Below are 26,124 nucleotides of genomic sequence, written 5' to 3'. Positions count from 1 at the left end.
GCCTGAGGATGCCGCTTGTCCCAAGAATCTAGGCTGGCAGGTAATTACACGTGATGATCAGGAGCGCAGGCATGAATATTCAAACCAGTACTCTCTTATTGGCGAACCGCCCAAGCGACAAAGTACATTCCTGTCGCCTGTGCGGCACCGGTTTGAAGCACACTTTCATCGATCTCGGAATGTCGCCACCCTGTGAGAGCTTCGTCCCGCGTGAACTGATCGATTCTATGGAGGCTTACTATCCTCTCCACGCTTATGTCTGCGAGGAGTGCCTTCTGGTGCAACTAAGCGAATATGTCAGCCCGCAGGCAATTTTCGAGGAGTACGCCTATTTCTCTTCCTATTCCACAAGCTGGGTCGCGCATGCGAAGAAATACTGCCATCAGATGGCCGAACAACTGGAACTTGGCCGCGACAGTCTCGTCGTCGAACTCGCCAGCAATGACGGCTACCTGCTCCAGCATTTCCTTCCGTTGAACATTCCCGTGCTCGGCGTCGAGCCAGCGGCCAATGTTGCCAAGGTCGCCGTCGAGAAGGGTATCCCGACCCGCGTTGAATTTTTCGGTGAAAAATACGCGCAGGAGCTTGTGGGTGAGGGACTGCGCGCGGACCTCATCGCCGGCAATAATGTGCTGGCGCAGGTTCCGGATCTCAATGATTTCGTCGCCGGCATGAAAATTTTGTTGAAGCCTGAAGGCGTGATCACCCTGGAGTTTCCGCATATCGAGAAACTGATCGCCGAAAACCAGTTCGATACGATCTATCACGAACACTTTTCCTATTTCTCACTTCTCACGATCGAGCTCATGGCCGAACGGCATGAGTTGAAAATTATCGATGTGGAGGAGCTGGTGACGCACGGCGGCTCCCTGCGCGTTCACCTCGCGCATACAACGAGTGAGCGTCCGACTCAGCCAAGTGTAGCTCGAGTACTGAACAATGAGATCAACGCAGGCCTTGACAGGATCGAGGTATACACCTCGTTCGTAGAGAACGCCCGCCAGGTCAAGCGCGAGCTTCTATCCTTCCTGATTGAAGCAAAAAAGGCCGGTAAGACCATCTGCGGATATGGCGCGCCCGGCAAGGGCAATACGCTGCTCAATTATTGCGGTATCGGGACCGATTTCCTCGATTTTACCGTAGACCGGAACCCTTATAAGCACGGCCGTTATACACCAGGCATGCATATTCCGATCGAACCGGTTGAAGCTATCGATCTGGTGAAACCCGACTACATCCTGATCCTGCCCTGGAATCTCAAGGACGAGATCGTTGCACAGATGCGGCATGTGCAGGAATGGGGCGCAAAATTCGTGGTTCCCATTCCAGGTGTCGCCGTCATCGACCCGAAGGAGCTCAAGCCATGAAAGTTGTTCTGTTCTGTGGTGGTATGGGCACCCGCATTCGAGAATATTCGGAAAACGTTCCAAAACCCATGATCCCGCTTGGCTCTCAGCCGATCCTGCGGCATGTCATGCAGTACTACGCCGACTACGGACATGATGATTTCATCCTTTGCCTCGGATACAAAGCCAACGTGGTCAAGGACTTCTTCCTCAATTGTCGCCCCCAGACATTCTCGGATTGTGTGGTCACTGGTGATGGCAACGTCGAGGTGTTGGGTGAGTCGCAAAAGGATTGGCGTATTTCTCTGATCGACACGGGCATCTGGCGCAATATTGGCGAGCGCCTCTGGGCGGTGCGTAATCAAGTCAGAAACGAAAAGATATTTCTCGCCAACTATAGTGACGGTCTGAGCAATGTCGATCTGGACGACATGATAGAAAAGTTTGAAGCCAGCGGAAAAATCGCGTGCTTTCTCGCCGTTCGCCCGCCGCTTACCTACCATCTGGCGGATATAGCCGAAGATGGGCGCGTTCGCGAGTTTAGATCCTCTGACCGTTCTGACATCTGGATCAATGGCGGCTACTTCCTGTTTCGTGGTGAGATATTCGACTATATGCGGGAATCCGAGGAACTCGTACTCGAACCCTTTAGCCGCCTGATCGCAGATGACATGCTCATGGCCTACAAGCACGAAGGTTTCTGGCGTTCGATGGATACGCTGCGCGATTGGCAGGCACTTCAGGAGATGGTCGAACGGGGCGAGATGCCCTGGACAGCCCATGGTGCTTTAAAAGATGGCTCGAACATCCGTTTGGTCAAGTCGCTATGAGGCAATTGCCTTTGGCGAGACGTGGCGAACGTCTGTCTGTTCTTTGTCTCGGAGCTCATTCGGATGATATTGAAATCGGCGCAGGGGGAACAATCCTGCGCCTCATCGCCGATGGGGTTCTGCTTGATGTCCATTGGTGCGTGCTGAGCGCACCTGGAATTCGAGCCATCGAAGCAAATGCTTCGGCTCTTGCGTTCCTTGAGGGTGCTGCGTCGCGCAGGATCGAACTTGCGGAGTTCGAAGACAGCTATTTTCCCAGTCAGTCCCGCGAGATCAAGCAATGGCTCAACGCTGTACGCGAGCGGATCTCGCCGGACGTGATTTTCACCCATGCGCGTGATGACGCGCATCAGGATCACCGGGAAGTCAATCGTTTGACGACCAATGTCTTCCGCAACCATCTTGTGCTCGAATACGAAATTCCAAAATGGGATGGCGATCTCATGCAGCACAATACGTATATGCCTCTCACAGCCAAAGTCATGGACCGGAAGACGGACCTTCTTCTCGAACACTTCGGCACGCAACGCTCCAAGGATTGGTTCGACGAATTGACATTCAAAGGCCTGGCACGTCTCAGGGGTATGGAATGCCGCGCTGAAGACCGTTTTGCTGAAGCCTTCACAAATCGCAAGTTGGCATTGACGATAGGGTGATCTTCAGTCGTCCCAGCAGGCTCATTTCTCCATTGAATGCTGAACCGCGCCCCCACGCTTCCTCTGCCGGCAGTATCTCAGAATCCAATGAATCACTCGTCTAGAACAATGCGAATCGCTGTGTTCACGCTGTTTAGTGCCCCAGCTGCGCACTATTTTCAAGTATAAGCCCTTCTTTATATGCTTAGCCCGACGGCGGAGACGCGGGAAACGAACTAATAAGCACCCTCCACGAATTAATCCAGCTTATGGGATCGGGCTATAGCTGGCTACACCGTTAAATTTTCTACCATCGAAGGAATTATAAGAGGATTAAAGACACTAACAAATAAAGAGCGTAAATTAATATTCGTGAAAAAGAAGTGCGGCTGGACGTGTTTGCGCGCGTTCAATAGATCAACTCGCAACAAAAGATAAAAATTGGGGTAATAAAATGGAGAATACTCATCCATCCCGTTTGGGCAAAAGTGAATCAGAGCCATATGATCGTGAGATCATTGTAAACGGTAACCAACAATCGCACGATAAGTACAACAACAATCGTCAATTTCAAAAATACAGCACGGAAGATTACTTGGCGATTGTAGACAAGCGCGCATTGGAACGCGAATGTCTGGCACAGGCTTTGATCAATCATCACATAGGCCTCAAAGTATTTACATTCGGTAGCCTGGAAGAATGGCAGGCCTCCAAAAAAGAACTCTCGAATCTGCGCGCAGTGTTGATAAACACCGGCAATCGAACACTGGACGACGCCAATCTCACCGCCGAAATTAGCGAACTTGTCGCGACATTCCAAACGGCAGCTGTCGTCGTGGTTGCCGACAATGACGATCTGACCTTTATTCTGAAAGCCCTGGAGCTCGGTGTCCGCGGATACATCCCGACAACAGTTGGTATCGAGATCTGCATGCAGGCAATCGAACTGGCGATCGCCGGTGGAAAGTTCGTCCCGGCAAGTAGCGTTCTGACTTTGCGTAAGCTCCTTGGCGGCCGTAGTGATGAGTTTCGTCACATCACGACGTCGTTTACCGCGCGGCAATCGGCAGTTGCTGAAGGCCTTCGCCGTGGCAAGGCCAACAAGATTATCGCGTACGAATTGAACCTTTGCGAAAGCACGGTGAAAGTGCACATTCGCAATATTATGAAAAAACTGGGTGCCACCAACCGGACGGAGGTTGCTTACAAGATCAGCGACATGATTCCGCATGAATCCAGATTCTAACCGGGCCAAGCCAGCTAACCGATATCTGATTTTCAGAGGTATTGATCATGATCGTTTCTGAAGTTTTGCCTCCCCAGGGCGGAATGCCGCTATCGCGAATCCTTTCACTTCTGTTGAACAGGTGGATTACGGTTCTATCGGCTATTGTTCTGTGCATGGGGTTGGCAATATCGGGCTATATGGCCGCGCCAGCTCAGTACAGTTCCGAGGCGATCCTCGCGCTGGATGTTCGCAAATTGCAGGCACTTCCAAATGAATCGGTTGTTTCGCCGCTTCCGCAGGAAAGTCCTGTTTTGCGAACGGAGCTCGACATTATCAGTTCGCGTTCCATGGCCGAGAAGGTACTCGCCGACCTTGACCGTCAAGGTTTTGACTCCAGCGGCAAGATTGTTCCGGCCGAACAAAGGCTTCCCGTCACGACCGATGAAGAAACTCCATCCGATCGGGCAAGAATTGATAGTCTTCTGTCTAATCTCAACGTTCTCAATGATGGCAGATCGTACACGATTTACATCAGCTATCATGCGAAGAATCCCGAATACTCAGCGGCTGTCGCCAATGCCTTTGGTGAAGCCTATCTCAATTACCAGATCGATTTGCAGACTTCGGCGACGCGCCGTGTGAGTGATTGGCTTGGAGGAAAGCTCACCAGCCTGCGTGCGACGCTCGAGCAATCTGAACGCGCCGCCGCCGATTTCCGCGAGAAATCGGGGCTTGTGAAGGCCAATGGCATGACTCTCCAGTCGCAGCAGATTGCTGCGTTGAACGCTGAACTTGCAACACTGCGGGGAAAACTTGCAGGTGCCGAAGCTCGGCTTGCAACAGCGATCGAAGCGTCAAAGAACAACTCTGGCGTAGCCTTGTCCGAGATTCTCAATTCGCCGGCTATCCTGGCATTGCGGACAGAACAATCTCGGATCGAAAGGAATATTCAGCAGATCAAGGAAAGCGGTGCCACTCAAAGCGTGCAGCTGCCCCAGCTGAACTCACAGCTTGAATCTCTGAAAGGCCAGATTGGTGTGGAAGTCCAGCAAATTCTCGACAGTCTCAGAAACGAGATAAGTGTTACGCATCTTCAACAGGCGTCGGTTGCCGCAAATCTTAAAGAACTGCAGGACAGTATGTCGACAGCCAATAAAGCCACTGTCCAGGCTGATCAGCTGGATCGCGAAGCTTCCGCCAACCGCGCGATCTATGAAAGTTACCTCACACGTTACAAGCAGACGATCGAACAGGACGGCATTGCGACCGCCGAGGCGCGCATGATTTCACGTGCTGTTCCGGCAATGTCGAAGGTCAGCCCACATCTGCAGTCATGGCTTGCCTTGGGTGGAATCGGCGGCATCTGTCTCGGCATGGCCGGCGCGTTCCTTATGGAACTGCGTGATAAATCCATCCGCTCGAGTGCTGCGCTTGAGGCCGCAACACGACTGCCGATTATTGGCCGGATACCGCAATTGTCCGTTCGGGAGCGAAAGGAAGCCGCACGGATGGTTACCGACGGCAATTCGGGCTTTGGCCGTGCGATCGCTGATCTTCAGGCACAGCTATTGTTGTCGGCATCGACGAAGGCTGCACGGGCAATTGCCATCACGTCGGCCGGCGACCAGGAAGGCAAAACGTTGATCGTAGCAGGTCTCGCGAGGTCATTGTCCGCCACGGGCATCCGGACCGTGGTTGTCGACGCCAATTTCAGAAATCCGATGGTGGCCCATGAGTTTGGCGATCAATTCGGTCCCTATCTCGAAGAAGTGATCCGTGGCCGGCACACGCTCGAAGCAGCGGTACAGCATGACGCGGAATCCTCCATCGACTTTGTGGCGACGCAGACCTGCCAGGTTCCGGCAGAGTTCCTGCTGGGACACGAGCAATTCGCCAAAATGATCGCAGAGCTCAAGCGCCAGTACGACATCGTTCTTATCGATACGCCCGCTATCTCCAACAGCGCGGATGCAATACGCGCGGCGTCGCTTGCCGACACGACGGTATTGGTCGTGCGCCGTGACATGGCCAAGATGGAAGACGTCGTCACTGCTATCACGAAACTGCGCGCAGACGGCCGGAAAGTCAGCGGTATCGTTCTCAACAGTGATCGCGAGAGTCGTGGCCCGATTGTTCTGAGCGCGCCGCTTTCCTCGTCTCCCCTCGTCTCGGGCCGGGTCGTCAAGGAGATTGCTGACTATGCAAAACCCCGCTCTTCCACCGCAAAGGCATGAGGTCGACAATGTTGATCAAACACAAAAATAATCGCCTGGGATTTGCTCACTGGATCAATAAGTTGATGACAGCGTGTGCGTTCTCCTCGTTACTCTTGTTGTCATCGACGGCTTTGCCAGCATGGGCGGCGGACGAAGGGCCCTATAAAGTCGCATCGGGCGACGTTCTCCTGATCACCGTTTACGGCGATACAGGATTATCCGGGACGTTTCCCGTAAGCGTCGAAGGAACGATCGGATATCCCATTCTTGGCAATATTCCCGTCGCAAATCACACTATATCGGAGATCAGCAGCACGATCAGTCAGGCGCTACTTCAACACATCCCAGGCCTGTCCGTTTCCGTTGCAATGAAGGAGTATGCGCCGGTGTTTGTCATTGGCGACGTCCAGAGGCCCGGTAAGTACGAATTTCGGCCTGGCATGATTGCGCTCGAACTATTTGCACTGAGCGGTGGTCTGAAAGAGGCGGCGGACAAGATGGACACCGCAGGAACCCAGCTGGTTACTGCGCGTCAGGACTATTCGGACACATCCCTGCAATTGTTTGCCCAGGACGTGAGACGTGCGCGTCTCCAGGCGGAATTGGACGAAAAGCCGTTTGAATATGTCCTGGACAAGGACATTATCACCGACGATCTGCAGGCTCGGCAACAAGTTGTCGACGCCGAGCGTAGGGTTTTCGATTTACGCTTGGCAGCTTTGCACAGCGAAGAGAAAGCCCTTCAGGACCAGAAACAAAATTACCGCGAAGAGATTGATACGCTCGAAAAGAGCACGAAGTTGCGTAACGAGGAAATTTCACTTCTGGAACAGAATGTCGGATCCTCCGAGAAGCTTGTCTCCCAGGGGCTCACTGCACAGTCGACATTACGGGATAGCCAAAGGCAACTTTCCGCGATGCGCCGTGACGCGCTTGAGTTCGGTTCATTCCTCGCTCGGGCCCGACAAAACGAAAACGCTATCGGGCAGCGCCTTCTTGCTTTGAACGAGCAGCGGGCAAATGATGCGGCCAATCAATTGCGTGACATCGAACTGGATCTTATTCGCCTGAAAAAGAGATTGGCCTTCATTGTCCAGACGATGGCAGAGATTGGTGCGACGGCGCAGAGGGCAACAACGCGCGACCAGTCCGTGAAACTGACTTTCTCGGTCGCCCGCATTGTAAATGGAGAGTATCAGGAATCCGAGTTGACTGAACACGACTCGATCAAGGCCGGCGATATTCTCCGTGCGCAACTGACCGTGCCGAAAGATGTGGCAGCAAACAGTATAAATCCGCCCGGCTAGGCCAAGCCAGGAGCGATCCTTGTGCATAAAAAAGCAGCCAGGTTTACCTGGCTGCTTTTTTATCGATGGTGCGTTAAAGTCTATCGTGCTGCCGAAGCATTCGCCGCGACATGGGTTGACGTGAGCATCGACTGTTGCCAGCGCATATATAGATCGCTCAGTCCGGTCTCGAGTTCGATGCTCGGCCGCCACCCCATACTTTGCAGGCGTGTAGGGTCGACCAGCTTTCGTGGAGTTCCATCAGGCTTCGATGTATCGAAGACGATAGACCCGTCATAGCCGACAATCTTTGCAATAAGGATTGCGGCATCATGGATCGAGATTTCTTGTCCTGAGCCGATATTGATAAATTCCGGGCCGGCATACTGCTTCATTACGAATACGCAGGCGTCGGCCAGATCATCGACATGCAGGAATTCGCGTTTTGGTGTCCCCGTACCCCAGACGACAACTGTGGGGCTTCCCGAGATCTTGGCCTCATACATTTTCCGGATGAGGGCGGGAAGAACATGGGAATTCTGCGGATCGAAATTGTCGTTGGGTCCATAGAGACTTGTCGGCATCGCCGTCAGGAAATTCTGTCCATATTGCCGCGCATAGGCTTCGGCAAGCTTGAGACCAGCGATCTTTGCAACCGCGTAGGCTTCGTTAGTTGGCTCCAGCGCGCCGGTCAGCAAGGAATTCTCCCGGATCGGCTGATCGGCATATTTTGGGAAAATACAGCTCGATCCCAGCCACAATAATTTTTGAACGCCAAGCCTGTGGGCGGAATGCATGATGTTCATGCCGATCATCGTGTTGTCGTAAAGAAAATCGGCTGGATAGGTCGAATTCGCGATGATTCCGCCAACTCTCGCCGCTGCGATGAAGATGGCATCAGGACGCGCGCTAGCCATCCATTCTTCCGTTTCCAGCTGTCGCGTCAGATCGAGATCATCGTGGGAAACCTCAAGCAATTCACAGCCCTCGGACTGGAGGCGCCGTGTCAGCGCCGAGCCCACAAGGCCGGTGTGCCCTGCTACCCATACTCGTTTACCCCGGAGATCGAAGTGGTGATTTTCTGACTCAACCATGGAGATCATTCCGCCCTTCTTCACGCGTGATGTCTTCGCTTTTCGGAGACCAGCTCATCGAATGTGGGCTATGGGCCCATGGCCCGTTTCACATTTTCGAACAGTAGCCGAAGGCAATGAATTATTTCGATTTCACTATAGATGGCGCTCGTCAGGATACACTTCGGCAATAGGGATAGGATCGGCTCCCAACCTGAGGGAATACAAGACATATCGGGCAAGCTGGAGCCGCTAAAAGGGGCGGAAATTGGCTATGACCTCTCCGGAAGGAGTAGGTGGGATGACCAGCCACGGGAGGTCGTAGTGCCTTTGTTGAACTTGTCCTTGCCAGCTGTGAACTGCGACAATCCAAACCAAGAATCTGTGTTTGACAGACAGCCCTGGCTTGAGGCACTCGCAAATGAAAATCGTTTTTGCAAACCGCTATTTTTCGCCTGATCAATCGGCAACCAGCCGCATGGTATCGGGGCTTGCATTTGCGCTGGCACGGCGCGGCTTTGAAGTTACCGCGATCGCGAGCCGTACACTACATGACCATTCCAATGCGACCCTACCCGCCGAAGAGATGGTGGCAGGGCTCAACGTGAAACGTCTCTGGGCTACCCGGTTTGGGCGCAAGAATATTCTGGGCAGGGCGATCGATTATCTGACTTTCCACATCTCTGCGTTCCTTTGGTGCTTGTGGAACCTTAACAGGGGCGACATCTGTGTCGTCTGCACCGATCCACCATTACTGTCGGTCACGACCGCCTTGCCAATTCGCTGGCGTCGCGCCCGGATGGTCAACTGGGTCATGGATCTTTTTCCCGAAGTGGCCATGGAACTCGGTATGCTTTCAAACAAAAGCATACCGGGAACGATCAGCAAATCGATGCGTAACTGGTCGATGCGCAAATCGGCAATGATCGTCTGTCCCACAGCGACGATGGCATCTTATCTCAGAGAACGCGGCTTCCGGGACGAACAGGTTTTCGTCATGCACCACTGGTCCGACGGTGAGGAGATCTATCCCGTGGCGCCTGCATCCAATACCTTGCGGACCCGCTGGGGCCTGCAGGACAAGTTCGTTGTCGGCTATTCCGGCAATTTCGGGCGCGCCCACGACTTTTCGACGCTGCTTGAAGCGGCAGTTCTCCTAAGTGGCCATGATGATATCCAGTTCCTTCTGATCGGTGGCGGCCAGCAGCTGACACATGTGGAAGAAGTGGTTCGGAACCGCGAGCTGAAGAATGTCATTTTCAAACCGCTCCAACCTCCCGAAAACATCGCCGAGAGTTTAAGCACAGCCGACGCACACGTAGTCTCGCTCATTCCCCGGCTCGAACACTGCATCGTACCTAGCAAATTCTACGGTGTTCTGGCAGCAGGCCGGCCGACGCTTTTCATCGGAGATCATAACGGCGAGGTCGCGCGGGTGGTCGCATCGGAAGATTGCGGAGCAGCAGTCGAAATCGGTGAGGGGAAGAAACTCGCGGATTTCATCATACAGATGAAGAATGCTCCCGAGCGCCGCTTGCAGATGGGACAGAATGCAAGACGAGTTCTGGATACGCTGTTCTCACGGGAGAACGCCGTAGGTGCATGGTCGGAAGTCATGCTCAAATTCAAGCAACAAGCGGCCTTGACATCAGAATCCTCAGTTTACGGGCCTGCAGAATGACAGGCACCGTTGTCGTTAGTCAGCTTGGCGCACGCATGCATTACGCTGTGCCCCGCATTTTCGCCTCCGAAAGGCAGCTGGCGCATTTTTACACCGACATCTGCGCGACCAAGAACTGGCCCCGCTTGGTAAATAGTATTCCAAAAAGCTTTCTTCCTTCGTCCGTAAAGCGTCTGGTCGGGCGTGTCCCAAAAGGCGTGGCACCGGAATTGATCTCGACTTTTCCGGGGTTTGGCATTCGCTCGGCAGTACGCAGGCTCCGTCTCGCAAATGTCATTGAGGAGACAGAACATGCGGTCTGGGCGGGCTCGGAATTTTCGCGCCTGGTTGCTTCTAGCGGCTTTCACGGCGCAGCAGGCCTTTACGCATTTGCCGGTGATGCTCTGGAGCAAATGGTCGCCGCGAAGCAGCAAGGCATGTGGACCGCGGTCGAACAGATGATTGCCCCGCGCGAGGTCGTCGAAGAATTGGTCAAGAGAGAGCAGCAAACCTTTCCGGTCTGGGCCGGACCTCATACTGACAACCCGTATGCCCGAGCCTTTGCAGAGCGTGAAAAAGCCGAATGGGAGCTTGCAGATATTATCGTATGCCCCTCGGAATTTGTCCGCCGCAACGTCATTGCACGCGGGGGGCGAGCGGAACGGTGCGTCGTGGTTCCATATGGCATCGATACTCAGTTTCCGGCTCAGGATATCATTCGAATAGGCGGTCCGCTGCGGGTGTTGACCGTAGGGCAAGTCGGTCTGCGAAAAGGGTCCCCTTACGTCGCTGAGGCGGCGCGTTTGCTCGGCAAATCCGCAACCTTTCGCATGGCAGGTCCGAGCAACCTTCCTGAGCGCATCACGGCACAACTTTCGAAGCATGTCGAACTGCGTGGAATCGTCCCGCGTGCCGAGATGGCAGCGGAATATGAATGGGCCGACGTCTTTCTTCTGCCCTCCATATGCGAAGGATCCGCCACCGCCGTTTACGAAGCGCTTGCCGCCGGACTCCCTGTTGTCTGCACGGAAAACGCTGGCAGCGTGGTGCGTGACGGAATAGACGGGTTCATAATTCCCATTCGTGACGGTGGGGCGATAGCCGACGCGATTGCCACATTGACAAACAATGTCGGGATGCGCGCCGCCATGTCGGAAAGTGCCGTGGAGCGCGCCGCGGATTTTACCGTCAAGCGTTACGGCGAACGTTTGCTTGCGGCGTTGTCTGCACTTCCAGCCGAACGCCGTGCATCCACCGAGTGTGTCGCATGAAAATAGTCCACGTCATCTCTTCCATTGATCCTGCTCAGGGAGGGCCACAGAGCGGTTGCGTGCGATTGGCGGCAGCACAATCGGCGCTGGGCCACGACGTGCACATTGTCAGCTATGGCGGTGTTGAGATTCAAAAGCGGGCATTTCAATCTGCTGGAGACGTCCCTTATTTCTCGCTCATCCACTGGCACTTGCTTGAAGATCCGGACCGGATCGAGCAGGTTTTGTGCATCAAAGGCTCACGGCAGTTGCACAGCTTGCTGCCGGGTGCGTCGTTCGTCCACATTCACGGGGTATGGGAACCTATCCTCAAGAGCGCCGCCAGCACAGCCAGAACGAACCGCGTCCCGTATTGTGTACAGCCTCATGGCATGCTCGATGCCTGGAGCATGAAGCAAAAGCAGCTGAAGAAGCGGATAGCGCTGCGTCTTGGCTACCGCAAGATGCTCGACCAGGCAAAGTTTCTACTGACACTCAACGCCGACGAATCCCGGCTCCTTGAACCACTCCGCCTCAAGGCGCCAAATCTCACGATACCGAACGGCATATTCCTTGAAGAATTCGCTGACCTCCCCGAGAGAGGGTTCTTTCGCGAGCAGCTTTCTCTCCTTGGGGAAAAGCGCGTCATTCTCTTCCTGTCCCGGCTCCACACCAAGAAGGGTTTGGACATCCTCGCGGACGCTTTCAAGCTTGTCGCCGCATCGCATCCTGACGTCGATCTGGTCGTGGCAGGCCCGGACGGCGGTGCCCGGGAAAGTTTCGTGTCCCAGATCAGTCAACTCGATATAGCGGATCGAGTTCATTTGATCGGGCCCATTTATGGAAAAGACAAATTGCGTGCATTGGTGGATGCCAGCTGTTTTTGCCTACCGAGCCGCCAGGAGGGTTTTAGTGTCGCCATTACCGAAGCTCTGGCCTGCGGCCTGCCGGCGGTTGTCAGCGATGCGTGTCACTTTCCAGAAATCAGAACGGCAAATGCCGGCATCGTGGTTTCCCTCGATCCGGCCGATGTTGCTTCCGCACTTGTACGCGTTCTCGACCATCCGGCAGTGGCATCGAATATGGGGCAAAACGGTCAGCGACTTGTTCGCGAGAACTACACCTGGCCGCGCATCGCCGAATTGACGATCCAGGGCTATACCCCCAATGACAACACAATGAGCAGGACCGTATTAGGTGCAAATGCGCTTGTGACAGCCACGGATCACTGAGCCGCAGCATCCCGGTTGCGATTTTTGACGGCCTTTGCCGGATTTCCAACGTAAATCGTCCAGGGGTCGAGCTTGCCGAAGGCAACTCCTCTGGCGCCGAGCACCGCTCCCTCGCCAACGACGACACCGGGTCCCACAAACGCCTCGGCTGCGATCCAGGCGTTGGATTCGATCGCGATGGGCCTGCTTTTGAGTGGAAATCCTGGGTCATTGACATCATGGGTCCCCGTGCACAGATGCGAGCGCTGCGACACGATGGCGAAATCCTCGATCGTGATCTCGGCGACATTGTAGCAAATCACACCTGGTCCCATGGAGGCGTGCCGCCCCATCGTGAGATTTCCAGGCCACCATATTTTCACACTGCTGCGAACGATTGCGGTCGAGTGAATGCGTGCGCCAAACCGCCGGAGCAGCCAGCCTCGCCACGGGCTGAAGAACGATGGTGTCCAGGCTGCGAGGAGTGTCCAGCAGATCGTCCAGAACAGTCTCATGAGCCGGAAGCGGAATGCAAACGTTGCTCCGCCCAAGCGCGGCAGCGGCTGCGCAGTGTTGTCGAATGTCGGATCGCTGTAGCGTGATCGCATGATATGACTTTCTTTACCGGGATGCCACTGCCTCTAAGTTAATCGAACGGGCCTTTCTGGGCGAATAATAGGGTTGGAGATGGGGCGAGCGGCTCCGGCACCATGCCAGCGTTGGGAGCAGGAATATCAGCATGTGAACCCAGACAGTCAGAACCCAGTCCGTCTGGTGTGATACAGCGTGAATGGCAGGTACGATTGAAAATATGTAAACGAGCTGTGCCGACATCTCTCCGCTCTTCGCAGAGGCCCATAACCGGCTCATCAGATAAGCGAGAAGGAGAAATTTCAGGGCGCCGAAATACCAGAAGGACTGGAACGCATCAGCCATTCCGGTCTCCGTCGTGCCCGTCAACGGATCATAGTCACGTGCAGCGACGGGCATTGTCATCATAAGTGAGGTCTTGAAGCGCGCGCCAAACAACTGGGCCGGTACATAATTGAAAACCAGCCTGTTCCAGTGGAATTTGCCGTAGTCGAAGTCCAACGTCTCTTCCGTATGATGAATGCGCCAAATGGCGTTGCGCATTTCTGGACCGCCATTCTTCAGCAAATCATTGAAATTAGCAGCAACATTGATTTGGGCAATGTCCTGCCACACGGGTGCCGAATTGGCTCTCGTAATTGTGCGATAGTCGCCCATGCTGTTCAGCATGATTGTTCCCAGAAGGACGCCCGTCAGCATGATCGTCCGCGGTATGACCCAACCCTTGTAAAACCAGAATGCTAGTGCAAACATTATCAGGAGCTCGACGGCTTCTGCGCGCTTTCCGGTAACCACGATGCGATCAAAATAGAAGATGAGATCGACGCCGATGATAAATGCGGCGGTCCACGAATAGCGGCGAGCGAAACAGAGAATGGCGATCGCCATTCCATAACTCATGAATCGCGCGAAAAAAAGCCACGCAACCGGCGCGCCGCTGATTTGCACACCAACCATCATCTCACCCGGCAACCGGCTGAGTTTGAAGTAAAAATAAGCGCCGGTGAGGGAAAGGAAAAAAGCCGCTATCAGTAGGCGCTTCTCATCGAAATCCCAACGAAAGAAGGCAAAGGGCCTGGCGTTTGGAGACCACCCCAACCAGCACATCGAAAGGCAAAGGATTGTGAAAGCGATCGTCTTGGCGTACCCGCCTTCGGGAAGGAAACGATCGTCCGCCAGCGCCGGAATCTGTGGCAGAATAAACGCGAAAGTGATGACACCCACCAGAAAGGGAAACTGATAGATCCGCTCGCGCCTCAGCATGCCCCAAAAGAGCAACATCAGCACCGTTCCCAGCATAAGCCATGTCAGAAGCCAGTTCATGCACGTGCCTCCCTGGAAGGGAATAGAGCGGGAATGTTGGTCGATTCCATACCGAGAGATTGCCGAATGGCGTACCAAACCGTCTTGGGATACTCTTTCATGATCTGAATTCCATCTGGGCCAAATGCGATCTTTTCGAGTGATCCCCGTGGCTCCGCCGGAACCGACATCCAGCGGATATCGTGGCAGGCCGCCTCAAAACTCGCCATGGCGCGGCGCGAGTGATACCAGCTCGTCACCAGAACGGCGCTGCGTACATTCATCTGTTTGAGGATCGGTGAGGAAAACAGCGCGTTCTCCCAAGTCGTCCCTGACTGGCACTCGACGGCAATGGCGCCTCTATCGACGCCCTGATCGATCATCGCTTCGCGAATCCAGTAACAATCGCCGTCGCCGCTGACCAAGACCTTTGGCGCGACACCCATCCGCCACAAGCCAGCAGCCCGGACGGCGCGCGAAGGTCCGTCGCCGCCAAGAACAACAATCACGTCAGCTTTGCTGATTGGATCCCGAATCGTCAGCAATGGGTTGGCAAGGACAAGAGCCAATGGAAAGGCAGATACCAAGAACACCGCGGCAAAACAGAGGCCGGCAAAAAACCATTTGCGCGATCGTTTACGCACAGGGCGTTGTCGAATGGTCAATCCAGGGTGGATTTGGGCGCGTGTCATACCGAAAGGCCGAGTTCTCGCCGCTGCAATTCTCTCATCTTGATGACGATCATATATTCGTAAGACGCAATGAGCCGGCAGTAGTGATAGCCTTGCCATCCGTCTAGAAAACCGCCGCGGAGAAAATACATATAGGCGAATCTTGCTGCGGGACGAAAAGGCAGACGGTACGAGAACTCCTTGAGCGCGCGCCGTCGCGCTTCGGGCGTCGCGCTAAAAAAAGCGGTCCACGGAATCTTCTTGCTGCGCAAGATCTGCAACGATTCGCGCGCTTCGAAACCCGAATAGCGGTTATGCTTGTCAAACCAGGCGGTCATTCCTTTGTTGAAGCTGTAGTGAACGAAATGCGATTGCAGACGCCCGGTCGGCCCGTCGCCAACCGGACGAGAATGGCATTCGCGCTCATATTGAATACGTTCCGGCCGGCAGAGGCGTGTGATCCATGTGGGATAAAGGCTGCTATGCTTGATCCAGCGGCCCATGAACATGTTCTTGTAGCGGGCGCTGAACATAGCTTCAGGCCTATCCGGATCGGCCGCGATCGTCAGCATCTCGTCGCGCAGATCCTCGGGAGTGATCTCGTCAGCATCGGGCATATAGACCCACTTGTGCTTGAACTCGATCTCCTTCAGCCCGTACATGCGCTGTCTGGTTTCAGTCTCATACTTATGTTGATAGATGCGCGCCCCAGCGGCCTGGGCAATTTCGAGCGTCCGGTCGGTGCTGTAGGAATCCAGCACCACGATATCGTCGCACCACGTCAGCGACGCCAGACAAGCCGGCAAGCTGTCTTCTTCATTCAAGGTCATGATCAAGACTGATATTGACAAGGGATCACTCCACACTTTGGACTATCTTAAACGGCGTCTGAGAACATGCCGGTGTTACTGTTGGCAGTCGGCGGCGGAGACGCATGGCCCATGCCAATTTCCGCACGCATGGGAGCCGGAGGCATCGGGTTTAGCTGAGCGACCGCGACCGAATGTGACTGCTGAACCCAATTTGTGCCTGTCTCGCTCGTGAGAAATACGAAGGCGGAATGCACGGCGAGCGGTATCAGCAAGGCCACGGTCATCAGATAGTTCGATGCCTCGATGATGATGCCGAAACAGCCGATCCCGCCGCAAAAGGCCGATGCTGCAAGAATGATGTTCGTTGTCGTTCTTGGCGAAATCGACCTGTCGAGCAAGAGGTGATGAAGGTGGCAACGATCGGCCGCCAATGGGCTGCGGCCTGCATGAAGCCGCCGGACAATCAGGCTGAGCGTATCAATTACAGGAATGGCGACGATCCACAGAAGTACGGAAAACGCGATGTGGGTATGGGTCGACAGGCGGATGATCAGATAGGCAATTGCAGCGCCAAGCGTCGTGCTGCCGGCATCTCCCAGAAATATCTTGGCACGCGCGAGCCAGGGGCTGCGCATATTGAACGCAAGGAAACCGCTGACTGCAGCCAGCAGCACGACGATTGGCAGAACCAATTCGCCGGCGCCTTTCCATGCTGCGATCACCGCAAGCCAGAAAAGAGCCACGGCCGCACTCCCGCCCGCCAAACCGTCTATGCCATCGATCATGTTCCAGGAGTTGATCAGGCCTACTACGAACAAAATGGCCACGACCGTAAGGAGCAGGAAAGATATGCTGAGAAGGACAGGCGGGAGTGCGATACCGGTCACAATGGTCGATCCCGACAAAGGATTGACCAGAATAATTGCCGCAACAAATTGTGCGGCGAGGCGCTTGATTGCAGAGAGTTCGTTGCGATCGTCGATGACGCCGACAATAATCGTGATGAGGAGTCCGGCCCAGAAGTTCAAGGCCAGCAACGGCGCGCTTTCCTGAACGAGCATGACCATAGCGAAGGCGGCGAAGATCGCGATGCCACCGCACAGCGGCACGACGCCATCGTGCAGTTTTCTCCTGTCAGGATAATCGACGAGAGAACACGCGTGCGATACCTTCTTCAGAACAACGACCAGCAAGGCGCTGACTGCCAAGGCTGCTAGACAATTGGTGATCCAAACAAACAAGACGCACCCCCAGTTGATTGTGCATCCCCCGTGCAAGATGTTTTCACCTGGTCACGGCCGTACGGAATGCTTTTCATGGAGAGTACCGCCGTCACTCATGCGACACCATTTAGGAGAAGTGAGAAGCAGTTCCTCCTGAAGGATGAGCCTCGTGATCGTGCCAGTGTCCCTTTGGACTAATGGAATCACGCGTAAAAAAGCCTATTCTGGATGAATTGAGCTCCAGTAAGTCGCCATCGCCGGACCGCGTCACGGTCGCGTCACGTTTGGTTAATTAGCCTTGCTGATCCGCAAGTATTTGCAGCATAAAACAGAATTGAAGTAGACCTTTCAAAAATTCCTTTCGAATAAGACAAGTACAAGGGGAATACTTCTTTCATCAGGTAGCGTAGGGTGTGAACATGAGTGTGACAGTTGCGCGTATGGGGAATGACCTTATTCAGCAAGGATCCCAGGTTGACGGCGGGTCCAAGTTCCGAGGCGGCATATTTATTCACGCCGAGGCTGGGGTTGTGTTCCAGGGGTTGATGCAATCTCTCGAAAGAACATTTCCGGATATCCAGGTCAGCCTTTCAAACAACGTTGGCGACGCAAGCACACCGGACAATGACATAGGTCTGGTACTGCTTCATGCCGACTTTGCTTCCGATGTCGTCGATTGCATCGCACGTTGCAAGATGCGTTTTCCGAATGCATCGGTCTCGCTGATGATCGATGAGAGCAGCCCTTCCATACAGGAACTCACCGGTCTTTTCGACAGCAAGACAATCCAGGGACTTCTGCCCTTCAGCTTGAAACTTGATGTGTGGCTGGCAGTCGTCTGGCTATTGCTTAACGGTGGCGACTATTATCCCTCCACCATCATCCGTTCGATGGAAAAATCACCCAGCATCGTGTCTGGCAAGGTGCCACAGCTCTATAGTCAGCCGGATAGCACTTCCAGCAGGACTTGGCCCATCAAGACACTGACACTGCGCGAACACGAAATCCTCCAGCTTTTGTCAGAAGGCCTGCAGAACAAGATCATCGCGGACCGGCTGACGCTTTCGATCCATACGGTCAAGGTTCATGTGCATAATCTCATCCGCAAGTTGCGGGCGCATAACCGGACGCAAGCGACAGCGATCTATCGCAACAGTATGAACCATCATGGAATGAAGCCGTTCGACACGACAGTCGTGCACTGACCGCACGGTCAGTCTAGCCTACCCCTTAAGCAGGCGATCTACCTCAAATTGCCGCCTTGTATGACTTCATACCAAATATAAAATCGCGAAATGACGATGGCACAATCACATAGATTCGAAGATCAATCGAACAGAACCAACGAATGTAAAGACGCCCTCCGGATAGCATTCGAGGAGTTGGCGGATGACGCGCTGAGCGCCGGCTGGGACAGATATGACGTCGCCCTCGCTTTGTCCGAACTTGGCGAGCAACTGGTCCAGGCGACAGCTGAAAGTGCCGGCTCAGAAGCCGATATCGCGATCGCCAAAGCAATATTCGAAATCAAGCGCGCTTTCTGATAGGCTATTGGAATTGGACCAGATGCGTCTGGTGAACATTTCATGACAGCGACAATATTCTATTGTGTTTCTCACCAAAAAAATATCTCTTGTGCACGGCACCTTGAATATTTTGAATTGTAGTATTTTGGTGACTCCATCCTATTAGTTATTTGTTAAGCAGCGCTCCTTCATGACGCCGCACTAAAACCGTGGTGGAGGGCAAATCGGACGGCAAAAGCCTCGAATTTTCAGCTTTTTATCGGGCGATTGCGCTTGCCTTCAGGAAAGCCTTAATTCATAGTCATTAGACTTTGTGCTGATAGTCCCTATAGTGAACTACTTAAAGCTATAGTAGAGTTAGATGGCAAGGCAGAACGGCATTAACTAATTGACAGGGCTACGTATTCAGAAAATCAAATAAAATCCGGGGTTTAGGTCGGAATGAAGCTGGCGGTTTTTGGAGAGGCAACTGTTAGTCTGGGCGGGCAACTCGTCCCGCGCGTACCTGCGAACTTTCTTCGCATGATAGTGTATTTGCTTCTCGAGAATCCAAACCATTCTGTTTCTCGCGGAAAGCTTTCTCAGGTTTTCTGGTCCGACACGGATCAGGCCCATGCTTCCATGAATTTGCGCCAGAGCCTGGCGCGCATCCGCAAGTTTCAAGAGCAATACGGCCTCAACCTCGTGCAGGGCGATGCGACATATGTCTATCTCAATCTGTCACAGGTAAAGGCCGAGCTGCTTCGCATCGATCTGCTCGAATATCTGGAGTTTGTGCAGATGGGGGACATCGAGTCCGTCCTCAGTCTGGCCAACCTCTACACCGGCGACCTGCTCGCGCAGAACGAGCCGCAGAATTCCGATTTCGATGAATGGCTGGACATACAGCGCGTCAAGCTGCGCGATGATCTGATTACGACGCTCTTGAACATGGTCAACCAGCCGGTCGGCGTCAGCATCGATGAAAAGCGCCAATGCGCCCGCAAGCTGATCGAGATCGATCCCTATCAGGAGGTCGGCTATCGCACCTTGATGCAGACGGCATCGCAGCTCGGCCTGATCGCCAAGGTCGAGCGCACATTCCGCGAATGCGCCAAGAAGCTGCGCGACGATCTGGATGTCGACCCGGAAGAAGAAACGATCGAGCTCTACCAGCAGCTGTTACCCAAACTTTCACCGGCAACGACGCGCAGCCTCATCATGCCGCAGCCGGTCAGTCCCGTGCTTGGCAATGGCTTGGAAATTCAACCGCCGCACTCAATATTGGCGGCAACCCAGATCGAGCAGAACAAAAAGGCTGGCCTGCCACGGGTGATGGTCCTTTATATGCCGCACAATGCGGCTGATCCGATGGAGCAGCTTGCGGCTTCGCTGGTTGACGACATCACCATCGGGCTATGCCGTCTGCGTACGCTGTCCGTTGTTGCGCCCTATACGTCGAAAAGAGTGGTCACCGAGTCGTCCATCGATAGTTTCGATGGACTGAATGAGCAATTCGGTGTCAATTATGCGGTCGATAGCCAGATCGTTCGCCGCGATGGCTTCTGTTTCCTGTCTGTGAAGCTGATTGACGTCGCCACCCAGGAAATCGTCTGGGCCGAGAAACAGAAGTTCGATTATGTCCTGCCCGAGCAGCAATACCGCCAGCTGTCGATCCGCATCATCCTGTCCGTCGTCTCGGTCATTGAGAAGTCGGAACTCGATCGCTACAACAGGCTTTACCAGGATCCGAATGCTTACTACTGGTATCTTATCGGCAAGCGGGAATTTGAAAAACTCGACGTTGCCAAGCTCCGTCAGGCGCGACAGTCCTTCAAGAACGCCTTAACGGCAGCGCCGGACTTTGTGCCGGCACTCAGTGGTATCGCGCGAACAATGCAGCGAGAATGGTTAGTATTGGCGCGAAAAGAGAAAGACATCCTGCTCGAGGGCGAACAAATCGCCAAGCGTGCTGCACCAGCCGATCCGGACGATGAGCGACCATTGCGCGAGCTTGGCACCATCAGCATGTATCTCGGCAAATTCGACGATAGCCTGGAATATTTCGACCAAGGCGAGTCGATTAATCCGCAGCATGCCGATCTCCTTGCAGACTACGCGGATGCGCTCAATCATTACGGATACCTTGATCTTTCGCTCGAAAAAATTGAACAGGCGATAGCTCTTAACCCTCTGGCTCCGGACTATTATTACTGGGTCGGGGCTGGGACGCTTCACGATCTTGAACGTTACAAAGAAGCGATTGCCTTCATCCAGCGTATGCAAAACCCGCGTGCTGCAGCCCGCCCCATGGCAGCCTGCTGGGCCATGCTCGGCGAGCGGGAAAAGGCGATGGAATGGAGAGAAAGATCTCTGGAAGACAATCCGGATTTCCGAGTCGGGGACTGGATCAAAAATATGTCTCTCAGAGTTCCCGAACAACGTCAAAAATATGAGGCGTCTCTGCGCGAAGCAGGATTCCAGTAGTTCTCAGTTCTAACCTCATCAAAGGACCCATCTGCATGGCGAAGTATTTCATTATCGGCGAAGCCGGAAAAGACGAACTGTGGTTGGTCGATGTACAAACTAAGAGCGTCGAACAACTGACGGATGCCGATCTCAAGAGTGCCGATTTTTTTAAGGATGCCAAAGAGGCGCGAAAAAATGGGATGTCGGTAGTTAAGGGAATAAGTATTGCTGTTGCCACGGACAGTCGGTCGGCGGCTGATACTAAAATGCACTCTGACGGACCTGACAAAAAATAAAATAGATTAAAATACGAGCGGAAAACAAGATGAGACAATTCTTTTCTTGATCTGAAAAAGAATCGTCATACGTTTGCCACGTGGGCTCTCCTTCATAGAAAGGTTATTCGCATGGCAACGTTTTACATCATGAATGAACCAGAGACGAACACGCTTTGGCTCGTAGACTCGGAAACTCAGACGATCGAACCTCTCGATCGTGATTTAATCGCCTCTTCCGGACTGGCTGGCAGTGAATTCATTGATTCGATCGCCAACCGGCCCGGAAATATTTTTGCTGCCGATGAAAGCCGGAGTGACGCTACTGGCCGCGCTCATTCCAGCGATATGGTGATGACCGCAGGGCGGAGGAGTGAGCCATCGGAACGGCTGCATTTCTTTAGCCCCTCGTCGAAAGAGGCCGATATCGTCGTAACAGTGAACGCACGGGATGAAACATCTGACCGTGCACACTCCAGCAGTCCGGTTGTGGACAGCGTGTATCGCAGCAATCCATCGGAACGTGCGCATTCCGCTGGTCCGGTTGTGGCCAGCGGGTATCGCAGCAATCCGGCGGACCGTGCGCATTCTGCTGGTCCCGCGGCGATGAACTAAATACTGTTGCAACTGCGTATCCGGCTTTCGGATAGTTTTGCAATAAATGTGTACTTTGGCGGCCTGATGGAGTGGCAATGAAACCATTGGCCGGGATTCCGGTTCTTGACCGGCTGGCGGCAGACGAAGCGAACCTTCGTTCTGCTTTCCGCACAGGAGAACCGTCGTCAACGAGACTGATTGATGCGGACGAAACCGTGAATCGGTTGCGGCCGCACTTTCCTCGTTTGGGCATCGTCCGGATGGCCGAGGTGACCGGCCTCGACCGGATCGGCATTCCTGTGTGGATGGCTGTGCGCCCCAATAGCCGGACATTGGCCGTCAGCCAGGGCAAAGGCATCAGCGCCGCCCATGCCCGCGCTTCCGCTGTGATGGAAGCCGCTGAAATCGCCATTGCCGAAGATATTCCGCTTGCTTCCTTTGCCGCCAGTCGCCGCGAGCTACGCGACGCCGGGCACACTGTATTTGATGGGCGCATGCTTTTGATGCGCGGTAGGGACGAAGCCGTGGCCGACGAGAGCGACTACTGGCTCGAAGGTTTCGATCTGTTGAAACAAAGCCCGGTCTTCGTGCCGCGCGAGCTCGTCTCGCTCGATTTTACCTCGGCGCGGCAATCCTGGCATTATTGCCAGTCGACCGACGGCCTTGCCTCGGGCAACTGCCTGCTCGAAGCGGTCATTCACGGGCTATGCGAGCGCGTGGAGCGCGATGCGACCGAGTTGTGGCGGTTTCAGCGCGACGCCGGCGTGCAGGCGCATTGCGTCGATCCGGCGGTTTTCGGCGATAGCGGTATTGACTGGCTGGCCGACAGGATCAGCGCTGCCAATTTCGTTCTGCGGCTGTTCAATGTGACATCGGATATTGGTCTCCCGGTCTTCATGGCGACGATCAGCCCGGCGACACAGCACGGCACCTATCTGCACTTCGACCTCGCCGCCGGTTACGGCTGTCATCTGTCGCCGCGCGTCGCGGCCATGCGGGCTATCACCGAGGCGGCGCAGACGCGCATCACCAATATTTCCGGTGCGCGCGATGATTTCGACCCATCCGAATATGCGCAGCGCCTTGCGCCCGATCTCGGCGTCTATATCCATGCCGAGCCAACTGATCACTGGCGGTTCGACGAGCCGGAGCCGCACCTGCGCGCCAGCCTCGATACCTATCTCGAACCATTACGCCAGCGCGGCATCGGCAGCGTCGTTGTCGTGCCGCTCGGCGGCGAGGACTACGGCATGTCCGTCTGTCGCGTTCTGGTCAACGAGCTGGAGAGCCCGGCCGGTATCCGCAAGCATCGCTTCGGCGGGCGGGCACTCAACGCCATGCTGCGGCAATAGGAGAGGCGATGAAGATCCTGTTTGCAGGCCCCAGCCTTTCTGGAACAGAGTTTGTGCCGGTACGCGCCGGGGAAGACCGTGTCGTGCCAGATTATGCGTTGACCTGCCGCGGCCCGGCCAAATGCGGTGACATCACCCATGCGGTCGACCAAGGCTTTCGCGTCATCGGTCTGGTCGACGGGCGGTTTGAGGACGTCGCCGCCGTCTGGCACAAGGAGATTCTCTACGCCCTGTCGCGCGGAGCCAATGTTTACGGCGCTGCCAGCATGGGCGCCCTGCGTGCCGCCGAGTGCCACCCATTCGGCATGATCGGTATTGGGGAGGTGTTCGAACGTTACGCCTTTGGCGGCCTGGAAGACGATGCCGCCGTCGCGCAGGTGCATGCGCCGGCCGAATTCGGCTATATCGCCTTCAGCGAGGCCATGGTCACCGTCGATGCAACGCTTGATGCGGCGCTTGCCGCCGGAACGATCACCGCCGACGAACGCGCTTTGATCCGCACGCGCGCGGATGCTGTGTTTTTCAAGGAGCGTACATGGCGGCGGATATTCGACGTTGTGTCGCGTGAGATCGATCGTGCAGCCGAACGATTGAAACCGCATATCCGCAATATCAAGCGTGAAGATGCGGAATCGCTCCTCGATGTCCTTCTGGAGCGTAAAAGCGCTACCCCGCGTGCAGGACTTGATTTCGCCGGCTGGCAATTCAACGAAACCACGCAGTGGAGCAAGCTCCGGGTCTGAATCGGCTGATTATTTCGTTCTGATTGCGCCTAATACCTATTAATTACGTGACTCTATGAAAAAACACTCAAAAACAGCCTCTGAGTCACGCTTGCGTAACGGGGTGAAACATAATCTCATCACGTGGTCGCAAGTTTAGCGCATGAAAACAAAACAAAAAAGCATTCAAGCGTGTGTGGGAGCAAGCGGGCAGTCAGTGGGGGACCTACGCCGGAATTCTAAAAATTCTATTAACGGTTAAGTCAGAATTTCGGCGTAGCACTGGCCTAAGTAGGGGGTCTAGTTACTAAATAAAGTTCAGAAAACGACAGGTGAAAGCCAAACATTGCGCGCCCTCCGGGGCGCGTTTTTCTTGTTGGTACTTCCTGCTCAAAAATTTCGGAAGAATGCTACTCGGCCTCGCCGGGCCGTTCGGCGCCACCATCGCCATCGTCGTTATCATCGCCGGCGGCGAGCCATTGATCCAGGATCGCGACGGACATCGGACCGAGATTGGGAATCAGCGTCAAGTCAAGCTGCCGCGCCCACGCGCGCTCGGGCTCCCAATCTGGCGGCATGTTCCATGGAGTTCCGCCAAACTCTATCCACAGCGCATTGACGATCCGTGAATGCACTGTCTTTGAGGGGCAGAATGTCTGCAGGCGATTTCGCATAGATACCCTTGGGCAAATGTTGCGTGAGATTGCATTTCCTGTTCGTTTGGCCTGGGGCAGGGCCGGCGTTATGCTCGGCAACCGCCTTCTACCTTGGAACTGGATGTGCAACGGAGAAACTCTTTGCCACGCGTGGCCAGGAAAGTTCTGGCCGATGCCGGGAACTGGACGGTTAGCCCGGCAATCGCAGGGATAACAGGCGCCAGCTCGTAGAGAAGGCGGCCTGTTCCCATTGTGTTTTTTCTCCGCTGTTTGTTCAGCGGTTTTTTTCTATACGGCATGACTCGGGCCCCCCAACGACCCCATTCATTTCTTAATTTGCCTTGATGATTCAGAAGAAACTCAAGACCTTACTTCCAAGATCGTGGTTATATGCCATATAACCTGCGATCCCCTTGTCCCACCAAGAAGTACTCATAGTTACAACGCAATACAAATACGGTTATGTTACAAAACTACTGGATTTATATTTATAGTTCTTCTTCGTTTTGTAGGTTTTTCGATTCGCTTTTTACAAATAAGTTATAGTATATTGACTTTTCGTCAATAATTAAAATTGATTAACAGTACTAGCGAAACCGTAGTAATAATTATTATAGCTCCAGAAACGAAGCCTTTGCGCTTCGAATGGGGCGATTAATTTCGAGATGTTGCTTGCTCATCCAGCCGGCGACCAAAGCCCCGGTTGCGGCATTTGTGCGCGTGGCGCGTCAGACCGGGATATTTTTGAGCTTTATGAATGACCAGATCGATTTGTTCACGTCGATGACAGCGTCGATTGTCGCTTGAATTCGCTTCATCTCATCGTCGTCCAGCGCTTCGACCTTTCCATATTTCAGGTTGTCGTCCATATCGACAATACGCATCAGCTGGGTTGATGCGATGCTGCCTGTCTCGTCAAAAGAATAAATACAATGATTGTATTTATTGCGCAGGCGCTGCTCGCGAGTCATCCTGCCGGTGATCTTAAGTACAGCACTTTTGGTTTCAGGGCTGGTCGAGTGAATTTTCGCCAGACGCTCCAGCAGATCGATGCGAGCCCTGGTCGTGTTCAAGGTCAGGAAGATGACGGTTGCAGCTTCCTTGTTGGTGCTCAGCAGGTGGGCAATCAGGTAGATGAACAAGCTTTCGGTGTTCGTCCAGGTGTAGTTAAGTTTGCCCACCAGCATCAGTACGTCATTAATGCGGGACATTTT

General features: G+C 54.2%; 24 protein-coding genes. 16 read left to right on the top strand and 8 right to left on the bottom strand.

Annotation, left to right across the window (positions count from 1 at the left end; genetic code table 11):
* Positions 1-71: 71 nt before the first annotated feature.
* The 6 genes from ACSQ3H_RS22940 to ACSQ3H_RS22915 all read left to right on the top strand — a co-directional run bounded on the left by ACSQ3H_RS22940 (position 72) and on the right by ACSQ3H_RS22915 (position 7,562).
* Complete coding sequence (locus ACSQ3H_RS22940) at positions 72-1,367, top strand: methyltransferase domain-containing protein (RefSeq protein WP_436119175.1); 1,296 nt, start codon at positions 72-74, stop codon at positions 1,365-1,367.
* Entirely contained in the window at positions 1,364-2,176 is an 813-nt protein-coding gene (locus ACSQ3H_RS22935; protein WP_436119174.1) for a sugar phosphate nucleotidyltransferase, read from the top strand. The genes ACSQ3H_RS22940 and ACSQ3H_RS22935 overlap by 4 nt, the downstream gene beginning before the upstream one ends.
* The gene (locus tag ACSQ3H_RS22930; RefSeq protein ID WP_436119173.1) at positions 2,173-2,832 is read left to right on the top strand and encodes a PIG-L deacetylase family protein; all 660 of its coding nucleotides are present in this window, start codon (positions 2,173-2,175) and stop codon (positions 2,830-2,832) included. The genes ACSQ3H_RS22935 and ACSQ3H_RS22930 overlap by 4 nt, the downstream gene beginning before the upstream one ends.
* Before the next feature lie 433 nt (positions 2,833-3,265).
* On the top strand, positions 3,266-4,057 hold the full coding sequence (locus tag ACSQ3H_RS22925; RefSeq protein ID WP_436119172.1) for a LuxR C-terminal-related transcriptional regulator: 792 nt from the start codon (positions 3,266-3,268) through the stop codon (positions 4,055-4,057).
* A gap of 47 nt (positions 4,058-4,104) precedes the next feature.
* Entirely contained in the window at positions 4,105-6,273 is a 2,169-nt protein-coding gene (locus ACSQ3H_RS22920; RefSeq protein ID WP_436119171.1) for a GumC family protein, read from the top strand.
* Positions 6,274-6,338: 65 nt separating this feature from the next.
* Positions 6,339-7,562 (top strand): polysaccharide biosynthesis/export family protein, encoded by a 1,224-nt coding sequence (locus ACSQ3H_RS22915; protein ID WP_436119170.1) that lies wholly within the window; start codon positions 6,339-6,341, stop codon positions 7,560-7,562.
* Positions 7,563-7,642: 80 nt separating this feature from the next.
* Here ACSQ3H_RS22915 and ACSQ3H_RS22910 read toward each other — a convergent pair whose 3' ends face one another.
* Positions 7,643-8,644, bottom strand: coding sequence for a GDP-L-fucose synthase family protein (locus tag ACSQ3H_RS22910; protein ID WP_436119169.1), 1,002 nt, complete (start codon positions 8,642-8,644; stop codon positions 7,643-7,645).
* A gap of 391 nt (positions 8,645-9,035) precedes the next feature.
* Here ACSQ3H_RS22910 and ACSQ3H_RS22905 point away from each other — a divergent pair, with 391 nt between their 5' ends.
* Genes ACSQ3H_RS22905 through ACSQ3H_RS22895 form a run of 3 tightly spaced genes read left to right on the top strand, consistent with a single transcriptional unit; the run spans position 9,036 to position 12,756 of the window.
* Positions 9,036-10,295, top strand: a complete 1,260-nt coding sequence (locus ACSQ3H_RS22905; protein ID WP_436119168.1) for a glycosyltransferase family 4 protein — start codon at positions 9,036-9,038, stop codon at positions 10,293-10,295.
* On the top strand, positions 10,292-11,545 hold the full coding sequence (locus ACSQ3H_RS22900) for a glycosyltransferase family 4 protein (protein WP_436119167.1): 1,254 nt from the start codon (positions 10,292-10,294) through the stop codon (positions 11,543-11,545). Before ACSQ3H_RS22905 ends, ACSQ3H_RS22900 begins: the two co-directional genes overlap by 4 nt.
* Positions 11,542-12,756, top strand: coding sequence for a glycosyltransferase (locus ACSQ3H_RS22895; RefSeq protein WP_436119166.1), 1,215 nt, complete (start codon positions 11,542-11,544; stop codon positions 12,754-12,756). Before ACSQ3H_RS22900 ends, ACSQ3H_RS22895 begins: the two co-directional genes overlap by 4 nt.
* Here the strand turns inward: ACSQ3H_RS22895 and ACSQ3H_RS22890 are convergent.
* The 5 genes from ACSQ3H_RS22890 to ACSQ3H_RS22870 all read right to left on the bottom strand — a co-directional run bounded on the left by ACSQ3H_RS22890 (position 12,750) and on the right by ACSQ3H_RS22870 (position 17,352).
* Positions 12,750-13,343 carry a putative colanic acid biosynthesis acetyltransferase gene (locus ACSQ3H_RS22890; protein WP_436119165.1) on the bottom strand — a complete coding sequence of 198 codons (594 nt, stop codon included), beginning with the start codon at positions 13,341-13,343 and terminating at the stop codon, positions 12,750-12,752. The two genes, ACSQ3H_RS22895 and ACSQ3H_RS22890, sit on opposite strands and share 7 nt — an antisense overlap.
* Before the next feature lie 13 nt (positions 13,344-13,356).
* A complete protein-coding gene (locus ACSQ3H_RS22885; protein ID WP_436119164.1) occupies positions 13,357-14,649 on the bottom strand; it encodes a hypothetical protein in 1,293 nt (430 codons plus the stop codon).
* On the bottom strand, positions 14,646-15,137 hold the full coding sequence (locus ACSQ3H_RS22880) for a YdcF family protein (RefSeq protein WP_436119163.1): 492 nt from the start codon (positions 15,135-15,137) through the stop codon (positions 14,646-14,648). The genes ACSQ3H_RS22885 and ACSQ3H_RS22880 overlap by 4 nt, the downstream gene beginning before the upstream one ends.
* Positions 15,138-15,316: 179 nt before the next feature.
* Complete coding sequence (locus ACSQ3H_RS22875; RefSeq protein ID WP_436119162.1) at positions 15,317-16,150, bottom strand: glycosyltransferase family 2 protein; 834 nt, start codon at positions 16,148-16,150, stop codon at positions 15,317-15,319.
* Between the two features lie 26 nt (positions 16,151-16,176).
* Positions 16,177-17,352, bottom strand: a complete 1,176-nt coding sequence (locus ACSQ3H_RS22870) for an MraY family glycosyltransferase (RefSeq protein ID WP_436119161.1) — start codon at positions 17,350-17,352, stop codon at positions 16,177-16,179.
* A 401-nt stretch (positions 17,353-17,753) separates the two neighbouring features.
* Between ACSQ3H_RS22870 and ACSQ3H_RS22865 the strand changes: the two genes are divergently transcribed.
* From ACSQ3H_RS22865 to ACSQ3H_RS22835, 7 genes are all read left to right on the top strand, one after another.
* A complete protein-coding gene (locus ACSQ3H_RS22865; RefSeq protein ID WP_436119160.1) occupies positions 17,754-18,539 on the top strand; it encodes a helix-turn-helix domain-containing protein in 786 nt (261 codons plus the stop codon).
* A 96-nt stretch (positions 18,540-18,635) separates the two neighbouring features.
* Positions 18,636-18,878, top strand: a complete 243-nt coding sequence (locus ACSQ3H_RS22860) for a hypothetical protein (RefSeq protein ID WP_436119159.1) — start codon at positions 18,636-18,638, stop codon at positions 18,876-18,878.
* 603 nt (positions 18,879-19,481) lie between these two features.
* Positions 19,482-21,326 carry a BTAD domain-containing putative transcriptional regulator gene (locus ACSQ3H_RS22855; RefSeq protein ID WP_436119158.1) on the top strand — a complete coding sequence of 615 codons (1,845 nt, stop codon included), beginning with the start codon at positions 19,482-19,484 and terminating at the stop codon, positions 21,324-21,326.
* A 35-nt stretch (positions 21,327-21,361) separates the two neighbouring features.
* Complete coding sequence (locus ACSQ3H_RS22850) at positions 21,362-21,604, top strand: hypothetical protein (protein ID WP_436119157.1); 243 nt, start codon at positions 21,362-21,364, stop codon at positions 21,602-21,604.
* 111 nt (positions 21,605-21,715) lie between these two features.
* Entirely contained in the window at positions 21,716-22,198 is a 483-nt protein-coding gene (locus tag ACSQ3H_RS22845; protein ID WP_436119156.1) for a hypothetical protein, read from the top strand.
* 77 nt (positions 22,199-22,275) lie between these two features.
* Positions 22,276-23,532 carry a YcaO-like family protein gene (locus tag ACSQ3H_RS22840; protein ID WP_436119155.1) on the top strand — a complete coding sequence of 419 codons (1,257 nt, stop codon included), beginning with the start codon at positions 22,276-22,278 and terminating at the stop codon, positions 23,530-23,532.
* A gap of 8 nt (positions 23,533-23,540) precedes the next feature.
* Entirely contained in the window at positions 23,541-24,275 is a 735-nt protein-coding gene (locus tag ACSQ3H_RS22835) for a TfuA-like protein (protein ID WP_436119154.1), read from the top strand.
* 389 nt (positions 24,276-24,664) lie between these two features.
* On the opposite strand, the gene ACSQ3H_RS22830 is transcribed toward ACSQ3H_RS22835, so the two are convergent.
* Together ACSQ3H_RS22830 and ACSQ3H_RS22825 are read right to left on the bottom strand one after the other, a co-directional pair.
* Entirely contained in the window at positions 24,665-24,928 is a 264-nt protein-coding gene (locus tag ACSQ3H_RS22830; RefSeq protein WP_436119153.1) for a hypothetical protein, read from the bottom strand.
* Between the two features lie 710 nt (positions 24,929-25,638).
* Positions 25,639-26,121, bottom strand: a complete 483-nt coding sequence (locus tag ACSQ3H_RS22825; RefSeq protein WP_436119152.1) for a hypothetical protein — start codon at positions 26,119-26,121, stop codon at positions 25,639-25,641.
* Positions 26,122-26,124 lie beyond the last annotated feature (3 nt).

Origin of the sequence: Phyllobacterium sp. LjRoot231, assembly GCF_964253365.1 — a bacterium.
GTDB lineage: Bacteria > Pseudomonadota > Alphaproteobacteria > Rhizobiales > Rhizobiaceae > Phyllobacterium.
The sequence above is the reverse complement of the archived record's forward strand: the minus strand, read 5'-3'. Positions and strand labels throughout refer to the sequence as shown.

Excerpts from the sequence above, each read along its gene's own strand:
- ACSQ3H_RS22940 (WP_436119175.1), top strand. The coding sequence starts at position 72 with ATGAATATTCAAACCAGTACTCTCTTATTGGCGAACCGCCCAAGCGAC.
- ACSQ3H_RS22935 (WP_436119174.1), top strand. The coding sequence starts at position 1,364 with ATGAAAGTTGTTCTGTTCTGTGGTGGTATGGGCACCCGCATTCGAGAA.
- ACSQ3H_RS22930 (WP_436119173.1), top strand. The coding sequence starts at position 2,173 with ATGAGGCAATTGCCTTTGGCGAGACGTGGCGAACGTCTGTCTGTTCTT.
- ACSQ3H_RS22925 (WP_436119172.1), top strand. The coding sequence starts at position 3,266 with ATGGAGAATACTCATCCATCCCGTTTGGGCAAAAGTGAATCAGAGCCA.
- ACSQ3H_RS22920 (WP_436119171.1), top strand. The coding sequence starts at position 4,105 with ATGATCGTTTCTGAAGTTTTGCCTCCCCAGGGCGGAATGCCGCTATCG.
- ACSQ3H_RS22915 (WP_436119170.1), top strand. The coding sequence starts at position 6,339 with ATGACAGCGTGTGCGTTCTCCTCGTTACTCTTGTTGTCATCGACGGCT.
- ACSQ3H_RS22910 (WP_436119169.1), bottom strand. The coding sequence starts at position 8,644 with ATGATCTCCATGGTTGAGTCAGAAAATCACCACTTCGATCTCCGGGGT.
- ACSQ3H_RS22905 (WP_436119168.1), top strand. The coding sequence starts at position 9,036 with ATGAAAATCGTTTTTGCAAACCGCTATTTTTCGCCTGATCAATCGGCA.
- ACSQ3H_RS22900 (WP_436119167.1), top strand. The coding sequence starts at position 10,292 with ATGACAGGCACCGTTGTCGTTAGTCAGCTTGGCGCACGCATGCATTAC.
- ACSQ3H_RS22895 (WP_436119166.1), top strand. The coding sequence starts at position 11,542 with ATGAAAATAGTCCACGTCATCTCTTCCATTGATCCTGCTCAGGGAGGG.
- ACSQ3H_RS22890 (WP_436119165.1), bottom strand. The coding sequence starts at position 13,343 with ATGCGATCACGCTACAGCGATCCGACATTCGACAACACTGCGCAGCCG.
- ACSQ3H_RS22885 (WP_436119164.1), bottom strand. The coding sequence starts at position 14,649 with ATGAACTGGCTTCTGACATGGCTTATGCTGGGAACGGTGCTGATGTTG.
- ACSQ3H_RS22865 (WP_436119160.1), top strand. The coding sequence starts at position 17,754 with ATGAGTGTGACAGTTGCGCGTATGGGGAATGACCTTATTCAGCAAGGA.
- ACSQ3H_RS22860 (WP_436119159.1), top strand. The coding sequence starts at position 18,636 with ATGGCACAATCACATAGATTCGAAGATCAATCGAACAGAACCAACGAA.
- ACSQ3H_RS22855 (WP_436119158.1), top strand. The coding sequence starts at position 19,482 with ATGAATTTGCGCCAGAGCCTGGCGCGCATCCGCAAGTTTCAAGAGCAA.
- ACSQ3H_RS22850 (WP_436119157.1), top strand. The coding sequence starts at position 21,362 with ATGGCGAAGTATTTCATTATCGGCGAAGCCGGAAAAGACGAACTGTGG.
- ACSQ3H_RS22845 (WP_436119156.1), top strand. The coding sequence starts at position 21,716 with ATGGCAACGTTTTACATCATGAATGAACCAGAGACGAACACGCTTTGG.
- ACSQ3H_RS22840 (WP_436119155.1), top strand. The coding sequence starts at position 22,276 with ATGAAACCATTGGCCGGGATTCCGGTTCTTGACCGGCTGGCGGCAGAC.
- ACSQ3H_RS22835 (WP_436119154.1), top strand. The coding sequence starts at position 23,541 with ATGAAGATCCTGTTTGCAGGCCCCAGCCTTTCTGGAACAGAGTTTGTG.
- ACSQ3H_RS22830 (WP_436119153.1), bottom strand. The coding sequence starts at position 24,928 with ATGCGAAATCGCCTGCAGACATTCTGCCCCTCAAAGACAGTGCATTCA.
- ACSQ3H_RS22825 (WP_436119152.1), bottom strand. The coding sequence starts at position 26,121 with ATGTCCCGCATTAATGACGTACTGATGCTGGTGGGCAAACTTAACTAC.